Origin of the sequence: Thalassobacillus cyri, assembly GCF_900107755.1 — a bacterium.
Lineage (GTDB): Bacteria > Bacillota > Bacilli > Bacillales > Halobacillaceae > Thalassobacillus > Thalassobacillus cyri.
This window is the reverse complement of record NZ_FNQR01000003.1, coordinates 134,619-149,966: the sequence shown is the minus strand read 5'-3', so window position 1 is coordinate 149,966 and position 15,348 is coordinate 134,619. Positions and strand designations below refer to the sequence as shown.

15 protein-coding genes and 1 pseudogene are annotated in these 15,348 nt (G+C 43.0%); 9 read left to right on the top strand and 7 right to left on the bottom strand.

What is annotated here, in order from left to right:
* Positions 1 to 36 precede the first annotated feature (36 nt).
* The 4 genes and pseudogenes from pepT to ectA form a co-directional block, all read right to left on the bottom strand.
* Positions 37 to 962 (bottom strand): annotated as a pseudogene (gene pepT / locus BLV00_RS04900) (peptidase T).
* A 136-nt stretch (positions 963 to 1,098) separates the two neighbouring features.
* Entirely contained in the window at positions 1,099 to 1,485 is a 387-nt protein-coding gene (locus tag BLV00_RS04895; protein WP_093043017.1) for an ectoine synthase, read from the bottom strand.
* A gap of 28 nt (positions 1,486 to 1,513) precedes the next feature.
* Positions 1,514 to 2,791 carry a diaminobutyrate--2-oxoglutarate transaminase gene (gene ectB / locus BLV00_RS04890; protein ID WP_093043015.1) on the bottom strand — a complete coding sequence of 426 codons (1,278 nt, stop codon included), beginning with the start codon at positions 2,789 to 2,791 and terminating at the stop codon, positions 1,514 to 1,516.
* Between the two features lie 50 nt (positions 2,792 to 2,841).
* A complete protein-coding gene (gene ectA, locus BLV00_RS04885; protein WP_281242980.1) occupies positions 2,842 to 3,360 on the bottom strand; it encodes a diaminobutyrate acetyltransferase in 519 nt (172 codons plus the stop codon).
* A gap of 440 nt (positions 3,361 to 3,800) precedes the next feature.
* Between ectA and BLV00_RS04880 the strand changes: the two genes are divergently transcribed.
* From BLV00_RS04880 to BLV00_RS04860, 5 genes are all read left to right on the top strand, one after another.
* Entirely contained in the window at positions 3,801 to 5,141 is a 1,341-nt protein-coding gene (locus tag BLV00_RS04880; RefSeq protein WP_093043011.1) for an MATE family efflux transporter, read from the top strand.
* A gap of 213 nt (positions 5,142 to 5,354) precedes the next feature.
* Positions 5,355 to 5,756: a DsrE/DsrF/DrsH-like family protein gene (locus BLV00_RS04875; RefSeq protein ID WP_176791324.1), complete on the top strand. Its 402-nt coding sequence runs from the start codon at positions 5,355 to 5,357 to the stop codon at positions 5,754 to 5,756.
* Between the two features lie 15 nt (positions 5,757 to 5,771).
* Positions 5,772 to 6,011, top strand: coding sequence for a sulfurtransferase TusA family protein (locus BLV00_RS04870; protein ID WP_093043007.1), 240 nt, complete (start codon positions 5,772 to 5,774; stop codon positions 6,009 to 6,011).
* Positions 6,012 to 6,060: 49 nt separating this feature from the next.
* Positions 6,061 to 7,200 (top strand): NAD(P)/FAD-dependent oxidoreductase, encoded by a 1,140-nt coding sequence (locus BLV00_RS04865; RefSeq protein WP_093043005.1) that lies wholly within the window; start codon positions 6,061 to 6,063, stop codon positions 7,198 to 7,200.
* 12 nt (positions 7,201 to 7,212) lie between these two features.
* The gene (locus BLV00_RS04860) at positions 7,213 to 7,773 is read left to right on the top strand and encodes a helical membrane plugin domain-containing protein (protein ID WP_093043003.1); all 561 of its coding nucleotides are present in this window, start codon (positions 7,213 to 7,215) and stop codon (positions 7,771 to 7,773) included.
* Positions 7,774 to 8,103: 330 nt separating this feature from the next.
* On the opposite strand, the gene BLV00_RS04855 is transcribed toward BLV00_RS04860, so the two are convergent.
* On the bottom strand, positions 8,104 to 9,162 hold the full coding sequence (locus BLV00_RS04855) for a sulfite oxidase (RefSeq protein WP_093043001.1): 1,059 nt from the start codon (positions 9,160 to 9,162) through the stop codon (positions 8,104 to 8,106).
* Positions 9,163 to 9,297: 135 nt separating this feature from the next.
* On the opposite strand from BLV00_RS04855, the gene BLV00_RS04850 reads away from it, so the two are divergent.
* Both BLV00_RS04850 and BLV00_RS04845 read left to right on the top strand, forming a co-directional pair.
* Complete coding sequence (locus tag BLV00_RS04850; RefSeq protein ID WP_093042999.1) at positions 9,298 to 10,035, top strand: Cof-type HAD-IIB family hydrolase; 738 nt, start codon at positions 9,298 to 9,300, stop codon at positions 10,033 to 10,035.
* 70 nt (positions 10,036 to 10,105) lie between these two features.
* Positions 10,106 to 10,531, top strand: a complete 426-nt coding sequence (locus BLV00_RS04845; RefSeq protein WP_093042997.1) for a universal stress protein — start codon at positions 10,106 to 10,108, stop codon at positions 10,529 to 10,531.
* An 80-nt stretch (positions 10,532 to 10,611) separates the two neighbouring features.
* Here BLV00_RS04845 and BLV00_RS04840 read toward each other — a convergent pair whose 3' ends face one another.
* Positions 10,612 to 11,094, bottom strand: a complete 483-nt coding sequence (locus tag BLV00_RS04840) for a DinB family protein (RefSeq protein ID WP_093042995.1) — start codon at positions 11,092 to 11,094, stop codon at positions 10,612 to 10,614.
* Positions 11,095 to 11,222: 128 nt separating this feature from the next.
* Between BLV00_RS04840 and BLV00_RS04835 the strand changes: the two genes are divergently transcribed.
* Both BLV00_RS04835 and BLV00_RS04830 read left to right on the top strand, forming a co-directional pair.
* A complete protein-coding gene (locus tag BLV00_RS04835) occupies positions 11,223 to 12,281 on the top strand; it encodes a C45 family autoproteolytic acyltransferase/hydrolase (RefSeq protein ID WP_093042993.1) in 1,059 nt (352 codons plus the stop codon).
* A 146-nt stretch (positions 12,282 to 12,427) separates the two neighbouring features.
* Positions 12,428 to 13,762: a lysine N(6)-hydroxylase/L-ornithine N(5)-oxygenase family protein gene (locus BLV00_RS04830; protein ID WP_093042991.1), complete on the top strand. Its 1,335-nt coding sequence runs from the start codon at positions 12,428 to 12,430 to the stop codon at positions 13,760 to 13,762.
* A gap of 123 nt (positions 13,763 to 13,885) precedes the next feature.
* Here the strand turns inward: BLV00_RS04830 and BLV00_RS04825 are convergent, their stop codons facing one another.
* Positions 13,886 to 15,295 (bottom strand): Na+/H+ antiporter NhaC family protein, encoded by a 1,410-nt coding sequence (locus BLV00_RS04825; protein WP_093042989.1) that lies wholly within the window; start codon positions 15,293 to 15,295, stop codon positions 13,886 to 13,888.
* Positions 15,296 to 15,348 lie beyond the last annotated feature (53 nt).

Below are 15,348 nucleotides of genomic sequence, written 5' to 3'. Positions count from 1 at the left end.
CCGTTAGAGGTTGGTTTCACACATGAATTTTATACCTCATGCCTGCTTTTCAAATAATCTGGCGATTTCCACAAGGACTTGTGTCGCTTTTTCCATATTTTCTACAGAAATGTATTCGTATTTCCCATGGAAATTTTCCCCGCCTGTAAAAATATTAGGTGTCGGCAGACCCATATAGGAGAGCTGGGAGCCATCTGTACCTCCCCGGATCGGTTTGACGAGCGTTCATTGAATTCCATCGCCAATTTAGTGGAATTGACCATTTTTCCTTTTGCTGTACCGGGGTGGACGCTGTTTCCTTTAAAAGTGAGACGGGCTCCTGCCGCATTGAAGCTTTCATATTGGAGTTCACCGAGGGGCCCTCCATCTACCGTATAAGCGAATACCGCATGGAACCGATCGACATCGAACTTGTGGGGACCACGGCCGATTTCTTCATCAGGAGTAAAAGCGATCCGGATATCCCCGTGTTTGATTTCAGGATGATTAAGCAGAAAATCCATCGCTGTCATAATTTCAGTGACGCCGGCTTTATTATCAGCGCCAAGCAGTGTAGTACCGTCCGTGGTTATAAGCGTATGACCTATATATCCAGCGAGTTCCGGAAATTCGTCCGGTGACAAAATGGTTTTATGTATAGAATTCAAGATTATATCTTTACCATTATAATTTTCTATAACCTGAGGGTTGACGTTTTTTCCTGTGAAATCAGTAGCTGTATCCATATGGGCAAGGAATCCGGTAGCTGGTACCTGTTTATCAGTGTTTGAAGGCAACAAGGCCATCACATAACCGTGTTCATCGATAGATACTTCGTGCATACCTATTTCTTTCAACTCATTGACAAGCATATTAGCAAGGGTAAGCTGGCCTGGAGTAGAAGGGCACTGCGGATTGTTTTCATCAGACTGGGTATCTATTTTGACATATCTCGTAAAACGATCGATCAATATATCTTTCATTATAGTGAGCCTCCAATGCTTTTTCATCCATTATATAGCATGAAAGTAATAGATAGCCAGACAGAGCTTAAGACTGTCGAGAGTATAAAATGAAAAAAGCTCCCAATCTGGATTGGGAGCTTTGGCTTTCAAACAATTAATCTTCTACTAATGGGTAAACACCATTTTCGTCATGAGTTTCTTGTCCTGTAATCGGAGGGTTGAAGACGCATACCATGCGCATATCTGTTTTGGCGCGCAGGTAATGTTCGTCATTTTGATCCAACACATAGATAGTATCCTTTTCGATTGGCCATACTTTTCCGTCTTTTACTGTTTCTACTTCGCCTTCGCCTTCGATGCAGTAGACAGATTCTAAATGGTTCTGGTACCAAATGTGTGTTTCTGTACCAGCTTTGATGATTGTATCGTGGACAGAATAGCCCATGTTGTCTTTTTTCAAAACCAGACGTCTGCTTTCCCAAGTGTCTGCTTTTACGTGATTTTCTGAATCGATTACGTCTTGTAGTTTTACTGTTTTCATGTCTGATTCCTCCTGGCTAGTTGGTAGTTTAGTTAGTTACTGGTTCGCTTACTAGTGCTTTCACACTTTCTTCTATGATGTCAAAGCCTTTTTGAAGACCTTCGTCATCAATATTCAATGGCGGGAACAATTTGAATACTTCGCTTTTTGGTCCGGATGTTTCCATGATCAAGCCACGATCAAAGGCTTCCGCTGCGACTTCATCGGCAAGACCTTCCTTACCACATTCAATTCCGACCATCAGTCCACGGCCACAGAAAGTACCTTGAAGTTCAGGATATTTCTCTGTGATATTTTCAAGGAAATCTTTTACCTTGGCAGCTTTTTGCTTGATGTTCTTCTCAAATTGTTCATCTTTCCAATAGTCTAATGCAGCAGATGCTGTAATGAACGCATGATTAAAACCGCGGAATGTTCCGTTGTGTTCACCTGGAGCCCAGATATCAAGGTCTGGACGGAATAACGTGATTGCAAATGGCAGTCCGTAACCGCTCAATGATTTAGACATACATACGATGTCAGGTTTGATGCCTGCTGGTTCGAAACTGAAGAAGGTTCCTGTACGTCCAACTCCTGCTTGCACATCGTCGATGATCAACAGGATGTCCCAGCGCTTACAGATTTCGTCGACTCTTTTCAGCCATTCCATACGTGCAGCATTGATGCCGCCTTCGCCCTGGACAGTTTCTAGAATCATTGCAGCAGGTAAGTCGACACCACTGCCATTGTCTTCCAGGAAGCGCTCTAAATAGTCCAGTGTATCCATGCTTTCGTCAACAAAGTTGTCGTACGGCATAGTCACGGTGTTATTCAATGGGATTCCGGCACCTTTACGCTTCATTGCATTGCCCGTAACGGATAGAGAACCGATTGTCATACCATGGAAGCCGTTCGTAAAGCTGATCACATCTGTACGGCCAGTTACTTTACGAGCAAGCTTCAATGCACTTTCTACCGTGTTAGTTCCGGTTGGGCCAGGGAACATGATTTTGTAATCCAGGTCGCGTGGTTTCAAAATGACATCATTGAATTTTTGCAGGAAGTTCGCTTTTTCAGTCGTAGCCATATCTAACGTATGGGTAGGACCGTCACTTTTGATATAATCCACGAGCTTATCCTGCATATGGTCATCATTATGTCCGTAGTTTAACGCCCCGGCTCCTGAGAAGAAGTCGATATATTCTTTTCCGTTTTCATCCCACATTTTATAACCTTTCGCTTTAGAAAAGACAGTAGGGAAGCCGCGGCAATAGCTGCGTACCTCAGATTCATATTTTTCAAAGATATTCATATCAGTTTTAGTCATTGTTTTCCTCCTTGTTTTATCATCGGTTTACTTGATATTTATTTTGAAATTTACCGTTTAAATGGTCCAATTCGGAAATTCAATTCTTCTTCGTGATCGTCACCCGGGAACATTTCTTCGGTGAAACGCTCCGTCACTTTGCATTCGGTGTCGTGATCACGTGCTAGTCTTCGGAATAATGATTGAGATGCTTCATTCGATGGGGTGACTGTCGCTTCAAGGTAGCGGACTTCCCGGCATGCTTCTCGTGATACAAGTTCATTGAGAAGTTTGGATGCGACTCCTTTGCCGCGCTGGGAGGAATCGACGCCAATCTGCCAGACAAACACCACATCAGGATGTTCAGGGGGGATAAACGCGGTAACAAATCCAACTAACTTTTCATCTTCTTTGGCTATTACACAAGTATCAGAAAAAAACTCACTCATCATGAGATATTTATAAGCTGAATTTTGATCAAGACTGGAATTATCTACTAATTCCCACATTGCTTTTCCATCATCCAAGTTTGGTTCGCTGAATGTTAATGTTGCGGTTGAGACTGCTCGTTCTTTGGTCGTTTGAGTGATGGTGGATTCTCCTTTCCATTTTTTATAATGGTGACCTTACATACTTGATAATATTAAATCGAGCTTATTTTTTTATCAAACTAGCTTAATCATGCTGAATGAGGTTTATTGTCGCTGAGTTATACTGAGTGACACTTAAGCCTTAATTCTTTAAAAAATGCTTTAGTATCCTATAATTTTCTAAAAGTTTTAAAAAAAGAGAAAGTTAAACCCTTGATATGATAAGGTTTTCAAAAGTGGGATAAAATTACTTTTTATTTAGCTGTTTTTTAGTCATCAACCTCCTTGTGTGTAAATAACCTCATTTGATAATGCTTATTTTTAGGCTGCTCATAGAACGATGAACACTGTCATAGCAGCGTTCAACCTTTAAATACCCAGCGGGAAAAATTATAAACAGCAATTGTTCAGTGATAAAGTATAGGTGAAAGGAGTTAGTTATGAAAAATCAGCATAATTTTACGAGTGGAAATATAGGGAGACAGCTGGTTGCCTTTTCTGGGCCGATCCTGTTGACCAATCTGCTGCAGGTATCCTATCAATTTATCGACAGCATGTGGGTCGGAAACCTCCTTGGCGGAAATGCATTGGGCGCTGTTGCTGTTGCAAGTACCGTAATATTTACTCTGCTTTCCTTCATCATAGGGCTGAACAACGCGACATTGACGGTTTTATCCCAACAGAAGGGGATGGATGACACAGAGGGGCTGAAGCGATATTTAAATGCTTTTGTGGTGGTTTTATTATTTATATCCACCGTCCTTGGTTTGCTTGGATTTGTTATGGCTGAACGGGTGTTATTGCTGCTTGGAACCCCAGAAGCAATGCTCCCTGGGGCGAAAGCCTATTTACAGATCAATTCTATCGGTATCCTTTTCTTAATGGGATATAACTTCATAGGAACAGTCATGCGTGCAATAGGAGACAGCAAAACCCCGCTCAGGTTTGTCATAGTGGCCGTTCTATTGAATACTATTCTTGACCCTATCTTCATTTTTGTTTTCAACCTTGGTATTGAAGGAGCGGCTTATGCAACTGTTGTTTCACAGGGAATATCTTTCCTATACGGGGTTTACATAGTTCTTAAACACCATTTGGCTCCATTCACTATTCCAACCATTCCAAATAAACAGGAAGTAGCGGTAATCCTGCAATTAGGGATTCCTTCCGGGCTTCAGATGGCCGTTATATCAGCAGGAGTGGCTGCCATCATGAGTGTAGTTACAGCTTTTGGAGAGGATGTAGTAGCAGGTTTCAGCGCAGCCCAGCGTTTGGATAGTGTATTGATGCTGCCGCCGATGGCTTTAGCCACAGCTGTTAACAGTATGGCAGGACAGAATATCGGTGTACAAAATTGGGATAGGGTACATAAAATCGCTCGTTTTGGATTGTTATATACTTTGATTATTATGATGGTTGTGGCTCTTGCGTTAGTGATGTTCGGAGAGTATGGAATCAAATTATTTGTACAGGACGAGGCTCCTGTTGATTTCGGTGGTGAGTACCTCCGCATTGTAGCCTTCTTTTACCCATTCTTAGGCATAAACTTTATTTTGAATGGCATCGTCCGGGCGTCAGGTGCGATGTATCAGGTATTAGTGCTGAATATCATCTCTTTCTGGGTTCTCCGTTACCCTTTGACCGCACTATTTTCAAATCGGTTTGGAGAGTCGGGAATTGCACTAGGCATGGGGGTGAGTTTTATCATTAGCAGTGTGGTAGCCACCCTTTATTATCTCTACGGAAATTGGGGCAGTAAGCAGTTATTTGAGCAACAATGAGGTCATAATTTTGCATGGATGAATTCTTTCGAAAAGGAGAATTCATCCTTTTTCTTTTTCCTACCTTCGTATTGTTAACTTTTTGTCAATCACAGGCCTCTGTTTCACTGGCAGGTGTCGAAAATTGGTCATATTATTGCCAAACGAATGACACAGACATACAAATACCCCTGTGTGTATAATGAAGGCATCAAGTACAAGGGAGGAATAACAATGAGTGAGCAAATACCTTCATTGGCATTGATTTTGATGTCAGAGGATTTGGAAAAGCTCCATGCCGGGTCATTAGTGGGTTCGGTAGCTTCGATGTCAGGTATGAAAGTGAATGTTTTCGTTACGATGAACGCGTTAGCCCCTTTCCATAAGAAAAATTTTGACGAAGCGGATTTTAAGTACGGAGTAGTCGGCAAGGAAATTTTAGCGAAAAAGATTCCGTTGTTCGATCATTTGCTGCAAGAAGGAAAAGACTTCGGTGAAGTTAACGTTTATGGCTGCGCGCTGGCGATGGATCTGATGGAGTGGAAGAAAGAAGATATGATTGATGTCTTTGATGATGTCATCGGTGTCACTGCTTTTCTAGGCATGACCAACAATGCTCAAGTTATCACAATGTAAAGGGAGGAAATGATTATGAGTCAAGTAGAAATCACCAAACAATTGGATGCTAGAGGAACTTATTGCCCTGGGCCGTTGATGGAATTAGTAAAAGGAATCAAACGGGGACAAGTCGGAGATGTAATCGAGTTAATATCCGATGATAAAGGGTCCCGTGTCGATATTCCAGAGTGGGTCAATAAAATGGGGCATGAAATTGCAAATGAACGACTCGAGGGAGAAGACTACTACATTGCTGTCCGTAAAGTGAAATGATCAATTGCTGCCATGCTTTTCCTGGCGGTAGATAAAAGGAGCGTTTCTTATGGCGAAAAAAATAGTGATTGTTGGCGGGGGCAGCGGTGGGATGATGGTTGCCAATCGACTTGCCCGGCAATTGCAGGAGGAAATCAAGAAAAGTGAAGTAGAAATTACATTATTAAGCAATACGGAAAAACATATTTATCAACCTGGCTATCTATTCATAGCTTTCAATGAGCAACAGCCGGAACACTTTATCCGAAAGCAGGAAAGGCTGGCCCACAGACTGGTAAACCTGGTTTATGACGATATCCAGAAAATCGATCCAGGATCCAAACGACTGGATGGGGAAAAGGCTTCATACAGCTATGATTACCTGGTCATTGCCACTGGTTCCCATCCTGATATGAATAGCATTCCGGGCCTGGCAAAGGGAGCAGATAACTTTTATACATTAGATGGAGCTGAAAAGCTGCGTGATAAGCTGGCAGACTTCAAGGAAGGCAAAATTCTGATTACGATTGATGTCCCGCATAAATGTCCGGCAGCCCCGTTAGAGGTCACATTAATGCTGGATGATTATTTTCGGAAAAAAGGTGTCCGCGACCAGGTAGATATCAAGTATACGTATCCAATCGGCCGAATTCACTCGCTCCAGCCCGTAGCTGATTGGGGACTGCCGGAATTCGAAAAACGGAACATTGAATATGAGACCTTTTTTAATCTTGAAGAAGTAGACCCGGAAAAGAAAGCTGCGATTACGATGGATGGAGAAGAACACCCATATGACATCCTCATCTCGATCCCGGCACATACAGGGGCAAAGGCAATTATCGATTCTGGACTTGGCGATGAGGATGGCTTTATTCCAACCAATCGCTATAGTTTGAAAATGGAAGGGTCTGATGACGTCTATGTGGTAGGTGATGCTACTAATCTCCCAATCAGCAAGGCAGGGTCGACTGCTCACTATCAGTCAGAAACATTGGTGCATAATCTTGTCAGCCGTGTGAAAGGCAGACCTGAAACCGCTCGTTATAGTGGCAAAGTCGCCTGCTTTTTAGAAAATAGTCTCGAGGATGCCAGTATGATTACGTTCGACTATCAGCACCCGCCTAAACCGGCAACGACTTCCGACATGCTCCATTGGTTTAAATCGGTCTACAATGAGTTGTATTGGTTGAATGCCAGAGGTATCTTGTGAGGAGGGGTTAGGATGACTACGACAGTGACAGAGCCTCGGGCGGAAACAAAAGTGAAACTGGAGTCTTTTACCGAAGCAGCCATGCAGGCTGTTACTGCTGAAATGGTGACAGGGATAGCAGAAAAAGTAGTGGAAATGATTGAAGTTGCCGATGATGTCCTTCAGCCCGAAACCATTGATTTACTTAGAGTCCTGCCTCAGGTTAGCGGGAATTTACAACAGACGTTGATGGAGGTGAAAAAACTTGAAGAAAGCGGTACGCTGAAGACTTTGGTTGAAGCGGCCGAGCTTGTTCAAAGTATGAAGTCCGCTGTGACTGGACCTATGATTTCCGACATGATGGACAAAGCGATCAAAGGAATCGAACTTGGAGATGAATTGGTACAAAAAGGAGCTGTAGAGCTTGCTGATGGTATGGTCGGTGCTTTTGATCGTGCGGTACAGGAGCAAGCTGATGAGGAACCCCCTTCCATGGTGCAGTTGATTCGGATGATGAACGATAAAGAGACACGGAAAGGTCTCAGTCTAATGCTATCGTTTGTAAAGAAACTGCCAAATGAACTTTATAAATGACAAAGCAGCCCATAACAGGGCTGCTTTTTTTGTTGTCTAAGAAGTTATAAAATTTAATGATTGGGGATAACATTTTGAAGTGGGCTGAATCCAGCTCCAGCTCCTACCCCCTCGAGGTCTTAAATCAATCCTCTCTGTGATTAGGAAAACTCGGCTTATCGCCAATGGTTTATAGCGAAAGCCTTCGTTTTACTTATACTTTAAACCTTCATTAAACTTAATTAGAATGAAAGTACAAAAAACGTCACGACGAGGCTTGGCTTAAGCTTGTCGGGGGGTGAGCAAGGCGCTTGCGCTTTTGTTCTATTAATGATTTATGGATTCTTACCATTACACAATTTTGACATGGATGGTGGACACGGCATTGTAGCCATACCCTTTGCGATTCCAGAAAGGGACGAGTGGTTGTGTGCGCCCCTTTGAATCTTTGGCCTTAGCCAAGATAGTATACTCCCCGGTTTCCTGTACATGCCATGTATAGCTCCATACCTTCCAGGAATATTTCCCGGAAGGTTTGTTTTTAAGTTTAGCAGTATGCCAGCTTTTCCCTTCATCCAGACTGATGCTGACTTCATTAATCGTTCCTTCTCCAGTCCAGGCAATACCACTGATTGTATGTGTACCAGTATCCAGCTGTGTATAATCAAGCGGTTGTTGGATCGTTGAATTCACGTGCAGGGTTGTTACCGGACGCTTACCATTGTCATTTTCTTTATGAGGGTAGTATACATAGTCTGTGGTTTGGAAAGGGCCTTGGAAATTGTGGTCGATGACTGTAATAGTTTGGAGCCATTTTACGGAAGCCATGGCATACCAATTTGGCACAATTAGCCGGAAAGGCCAGCCATGTTTATAAGGAATAGGATTACCATTATATTGAAATGCTATAATAATATCTGGATGAAGTGCCTTCTTCAATGGCAGGCTTCTTTGAAAGAATACTTCCTTATCCATATCCTCCCGTTTCCCATGGTCCGTTCCTGTGAATACAATTTCTACTGCGTTTTGGCTGACTCCCGCATAGTCGAGCAGCGTCCGTAGTGGTACTCCTGTCCAAACCCCTCTGCTAATGGCACCCGATTCCCATTGCTCCCCAAATACTTTTGGCTCAAAGTGAGCCCGCTTATTACCAGCGCATTCCAAAGTGACATCCAAGTCGACAGGGTCCATTTGAAGCAGGTAGTGATAAGGGATTCTAAGCGGTCGATTTACTAGCCCATTGATGAATAATTCACTTGATGGGAGTTCTTTTTCCGGGTAGGGGAAGTGATTTCTTCGATATAAAAATCTTGGAGGAATCACGACAGGTTTTAAAAAGTGGATAGGGGATTCCTGATTTTCTGGTGCCAGGTTTCTCGTAATTAAATAAGGTCTGTTCCTTTGAGTCATTTCTTCACTCCTTCCAACTCACTGTTATAGTAAGAAGATATTCGAAGGTGAATGTAACATTCCTTTTCTGTTATTCTGTAAAAAGTTATGATGTTATATTAAAATGAGGTCAGCAAATGAGAGGACGTGTTAGCTATGAATATAAAATTAATCGCACTAGATATGGATGGAACCCTTGTTAATAACGAAGGACACGTATCAAAAGAGAATGAACAAGCAATTCAAAGAGCTAAGGAAAAAGGCATTCATGTAGTATTGAGCACTGGCCGTTCGCTGCCGAACTGTCGTGACATTGCTGAAGAACTTGGCCGTTCTTCCTATATTGTCACAGTTAATGGCGGAGAGATTTATGATCACCATTTTAACTTGGTTGATCGTCAGCCCCTTGATGCCACTCTGGTCAAACGGCTATGGGAACTGAAAGAGCAGCACGATACTATTTTTTGGTCAACCACCTCTGAAGGGATGTTCAATTCAGGACAGCCATTCGATAGAGACATCGAAAGTTATGAATGGCTCAAATTCGGTTTTGATATAGAAGACGATGAAGTGCGGCAAGTGATTTTTGACGAATTAGTAAAGAATGAGGCACTGGAAGTTACTAATTCCAGCCTGACCAACATCGAGGTCAATGCTTCTGGTGTCAATAAAGCTGCTGCATTGAGGAAAGTAAGCAAATGGCTTGACCTATCCATGAATCAAATGATGGCGGTTGGTGACAGCTTGAATGATATCGCAATGATCCGCGAGGCGGGTATAGGGGTAGCGATGGGTAATGCCCAGGATATCGTTAAAAAAGAAGCGGACTGGGTGACTTTGTCGAATACCGATCACGGAGTTGCGCATGCAATTGAACGAATTTTGAACGGTTGACCAGAAAGTCCGCTAATAGGTAAAAATATGGTATAATATAGGTAGATTCCTAGAGAAGGGAAGGGATAATATGGTCAAGAAATACGTCGTTCCGGTAGACGGTTCAGAGCACTCCCTGCGCGCCCTTGATTATGCAGCTAAGCTGGCCAGGGAAAATGGAAATCGTATCCTTCTCGTCAATGTACAACCCTTATTCGACACGTATAATACCCATCGTGTTTTTACTAATGAAGAAATTGAAGCCCAGCAGGAAAAAGCTGCTAACGAAGCGATTGCTTTGGCAGATGAACATCTGAAGAGCGTTCCTGTCTCGGTAGAAACGAGAAAGATGGTTGGGAAAATAGCTCCAGCTATATGTGAAGTAGCGGATGAGGACGACATCGAAGGAGTCATTATGGGATCACGTGGAAGAGGCGCATTGAGAGGTGCGATTCTAGGCAGCATAAGCTACAGCGTGCTTCATTCAGCAAAAGTTCCAGTAACTATTGTGCCATAACTAAATCTTAGAAGCTTAAGCCAGCCCAACTTGAAGGCTGGCTTTTTTTGGTGCTAGTCACACTATGATAGCAGAAGCCACTATAGAGCGTTTTTCACTTCTTTCATTTGTTCAAGATGGCGGAGCTCATGAAAGCCGATGAACTCGACCCATTGCTCTAGATTCATTTTTCCAAAAGCAGGATGCGGGAGGGCTCTTTTTTGAAGTTGTTCCTGGTCATAGTTTCTAATGAGAAATAATAACGAATCTCTTGTTTTGGCAAGACTGTCAGTGGCTTCCTCGATAGAGTCGAACTGGCCTTTCGGGCGCAGAGAATCTGGGACATCCATTTTATGAGAGCGATCTACGGTACGTCCAACCGGCTTTTCCCTGACTTCTTGAACTTCTTCTTTCGCTAAAGCCTCTTTTAATTGTTGCGTGACCCAACCTTCAATCAAGTACAAATGTTCAAGCGTTTCGAGGATCGACCATGTATGTTCATCAGGTTTTGTACGTGCATCTTCATCATGTAAACCATTAACAAAGTCCAGGACTTGCTGGCGCTTCTCTTCTATTTGATACAATGGATTCACCCTTTCGTTTGGAATGAATTACTTCTTCTATCATAAAATAATTCCATTCATTTGAAAAATGATGACGATTATAGGTAGGATTATGACATTACATACTTTGACAAAAAAGAGGGATCATCTTGAAGGAAATACATAGTGACATACTACAATTCAGAGGCACGCATTATGATTTTGGCTATAAGCAGGGAGAGTTATTACGAGACTCTTTGACGGTGATGAATCGTGAAAAACAATGGAAGGTGCGGATACCACGTTTCACGGTCGAAGAAGCTGAAGTAAAAGCGGCCATTACAAAATTCGCTCCGGGAGTCTGGGCTGAGCTGGAAGGGCTGCGGGATTCACTTGATTGGCCGATGGAGCGGGTCATGAAGGAATTTGGCGGCTATCGGGTTAATTATCAAAAGTCTGGTTGCTCCATTTTGACAGGAACCAATTATTTTGTACGTAATTATGATTACCAGCCGAAAACGTATGAAGGCCGATATGTATTTTTTCAGCCGAAGGACCAGGGCTACGCAATTGCGGGTCCCTCTCAGCGGATTACAGGACGCATGGACGGAATGAATGAAAAAGGACTCGTGATGGGATACAATTTTATGCATCGCAAAAAGCCGGGCTTAGGTTTTATCTGCTGTATGATCGGACGCCTCGTGTTAGAGAGCTGTGCTGACGTGGCAGAAGCGATAGCGATGTTAAAAGAAATTCCTCATCGTCATTCATTCAGCTATATTGTTTATGACCGAAGTGAAGAGGCCTATGTTATCGAGGCTTCTCCACGGGGAGTAGAGGTAAGGAAATCGGCGATGTGTACCAACCATTTTGAAATTATGAAGCATGAAAACCGTAACCACCTTGTCGACTCCTATAAGCGGATGACCGCAATGGAGCAGGGCGAGACAGAAGAAGCTTATGATGCTTTCCGGTTAATGAATGATACCGATAAAGGGGTATTTTCGAAGAAATATAAAAGCTGGGCTGGCACCATCCATACGTCTGCTTACTTTCCTCATGATGGGAAAGCCTGGTTTGCATTGGGCGGAGACCAGGAGCCGGTCGAACTGGATTTCGGTCAATGGCTGAAAGGCGAAGACATACCAATGAATCAAATAACGGGAGAAGTCGATACAGCCATCCCATTTGTTCATAGCGAGGATGGGGCGCACTTCAGTTCTAAATAGAATAGATTAGCCCGAAATGGAGGACTATAAGCTTAACTGCTTATGGTTTTCTTTTTGTGATGAAAAAGTGCTTACATAATTATATGGTACGATAGAAGGCAGGTAAGACTAACCGAGAAACTCAACGGACAGGGGAAGTGAAGAATTTGGACACAGATAAACTATACGATTTAGTCGGAGTCGGCGTAGGACCGTTCAACTTGAGCCTTGCCGCATTGCTGGATGATCAACCTGAGGTAGAGGCGCTTTTTTTCGAACAGAAAGAAAAATTTGAATGGCATCCTGGAATGTTGATTGAAGGAACGAAACTGCAAGTCCCGTTCCTGGCTGATTTGGTTACGATGGCCGACCCACGCAGCAAGTACACTTTTTTGAACTATATCAATGAACATGAACGTATGTATCAATTTTATTTTTTACAGCGCCTTGATATTCCGCGGCGGGAATATAATGATTATTGCCAGTGGGTAGCCCAACAGCTGGAAAGCTGCCAGTTTGGACATAGGGTAACAAATCTGCGGCATGTAAAAGATAATGAAAGTTATTTCGAAGTAGAAATCCTGAATCTGAGTACGAATGAAAAAGGTGCTTTCCGCACTAAAAATTTGGTGTTAGGAACAGGGAGTGTGCCTGCAGTACCATCCTCCTTCCAAGGCCTGCCTGAAGAAGATGTTTTTCATACGGCGGACTTCTTGAAACATCAAGACCGTTGCAAACAAGCAAAGTCGGTTACCGTCATTGGATCCGGCCAAAGTGCTGCCGAAGCTTTCCGTGAATTATTAAAAGAACAAAAGAGATACGGCTACAGACTCGATTGGATAACACGATCTCCTGGTTTTGATTCGATGGAAGAGTCAAAACTGAGTCTAGAGCATTTTTCCCCGGATTACGTCAATTATTTTTACCAGCTGCCACAGGAGAAAAAGGATGAAATTTTCCCGACCCAGGGACTTTACTATAAAGGGATCAGCAATCATACGGTGACTGACATCTACAATCTGCTATATGAACATTCGGTAGGCCAGGAAGAATTGGATGTCGGGCTTCAAGTATTGTCAGAAGTAGAGAATATTGAAGCAAAGGCAAATGGGAATGAATATCGAATCAATTGTAAACAGACGGAAACGGGGGAAACATTCATCCATGAGAGTGAAGTGGTAATTACAGCCACAGGTTATAAGCCGCTTGTTCCTGAATTCATTGATAGTCTTAAATCGATCATCGAATGGGACGAAAAGGGACGATATAAGGTTGAAGGGGACTACCGTTTGAAAACAACAGAAGATGCGAATGAAATTTATGTTCACAGCGGGATTTCTCATACTCATGGCGTCGGGTCTACCAATCTTGGTCTGGCCATTCATCGAAATAAAGTGATTATCAATCATTTACTCAACCGCCAAATATATAAGCTCCCGAAGAAAAACGTATTTCAAAATTTCAGCGCACACAATAAGGGAACGGCCAGCTCTTCTAACTAAGAAGAGCTGGCCGTTTATGGATCGGAAATTTTTAAAAGCGAACAAAAAAATGATTTGAGACAAAAAAGGTTCATTTGCGAACGGATTTATTATTTACGATAAACACCCAGATAATACGAGCGTTCACATGACAAAGGACAATGCAAAGTATATGGCAGCAGCCACACCGGCAGCAATCAGAGCGGGCTTAAGCTTGAATTTTGCGTATTTTACAGGATTCAACTTCAATATTCCGGCCGTAGTGTTTGTGTCATCGCTTAAAGGAGAAGCAAAGGCACCAAATGTGCCACTTGCGAACACAGCTCCGATAACGATAGGCAGGGAGCTGCCTGCAGTCACGGCAATGGACAAGCCGACTGGCATGAGTATCCCCCATGTTCCCCATGAAGAGCCGATGAAATAGGACAACCCGCAGCCTACTACAAATAATACAACGGCGACGTAACCGGGCGGTATCCATTCAAACGATGAAGAAACCGTATCAGCAAACTTCAATTCTTCTGATCCTTTACTCAGCCCCCACACCATGGCGAGCAGGACAATGACCCCCATCATTTCGTTCCCTTCATTGATCACCGTGTTCATCATCTGCCTTAGGGGCTGGTTGACGATTTTTAGATATACCATCAAGAATACAATGGTCAATACTACTGCCAATACCATCGCATCGAGGACGTTGGCATTGATTAACGCCTTGAGTCCTTCTTTATCTTTTTTCAATCCTAATACATACATAAGTAAGAAAGTCAGAATGATGACGCTGAAAAGAGGCAGTATTAGTGTCCAGGGACGGGAGGGTAAATCTTTAGCAACAGCAGGGTGGCAGTCTTCCCACTGATCATCATCGTCAGCGGTTTCATTTGTGCCATCTTGCGCGTCGGTTGCTGATTTTTTATTACGATGAAAAAAACTTAGATAAAAGCCGATGACAAGCATAGCGAAGGCGAAAAAATTAAACGGGATGCTCTGTAAATAAAGCATATAAGGATCTCCTTCTGTACCTGCCTGATGCAGTGACATTTCAATGACCGAGCTCATATAGCCTACAAAAGCAGTAGCTACAGGAATTAGGACCACCAGAGGAGAAGCGGTCGTTTCAATGACGAATCCCAGCTCCTGCTTGGTCATCGGCAGTTTTTTTCTCATCGCTTTCATGACAGGTGCTATCGTTACGATACGGAAGCTGGGTGCACTGAAAGTACCGAGAGAAGATAACCATGTGAGCATAAATGCGCCACGTTTGGTATTGACTTTTTCTGTTGCAGCTCGGACGAACCCTTTGATGCCGCCAGCAAATTTGATTAAACCGATCAACGACGAGAAAGCATAGAGAAAGATGATGATTTTTAAATTGTTTTCATCCTGTAAGCCTTTGATGATAAATCCCAAAGAAGTAGTCATCCCGCCAAGCCAGTCAGGCTCTGCCAGGTAACCAGCAACGACTACAGCCAACAATAGACTGGGCACTACTTGTTTCGTCCAAATAGCAGCAATGACAACAGCGATAAATGGTATTACCGACAACCAACCCATATGTACACCTCTTTCCCTGAACATGCTCCATATAGGTTGTGGAAAATGAAAGT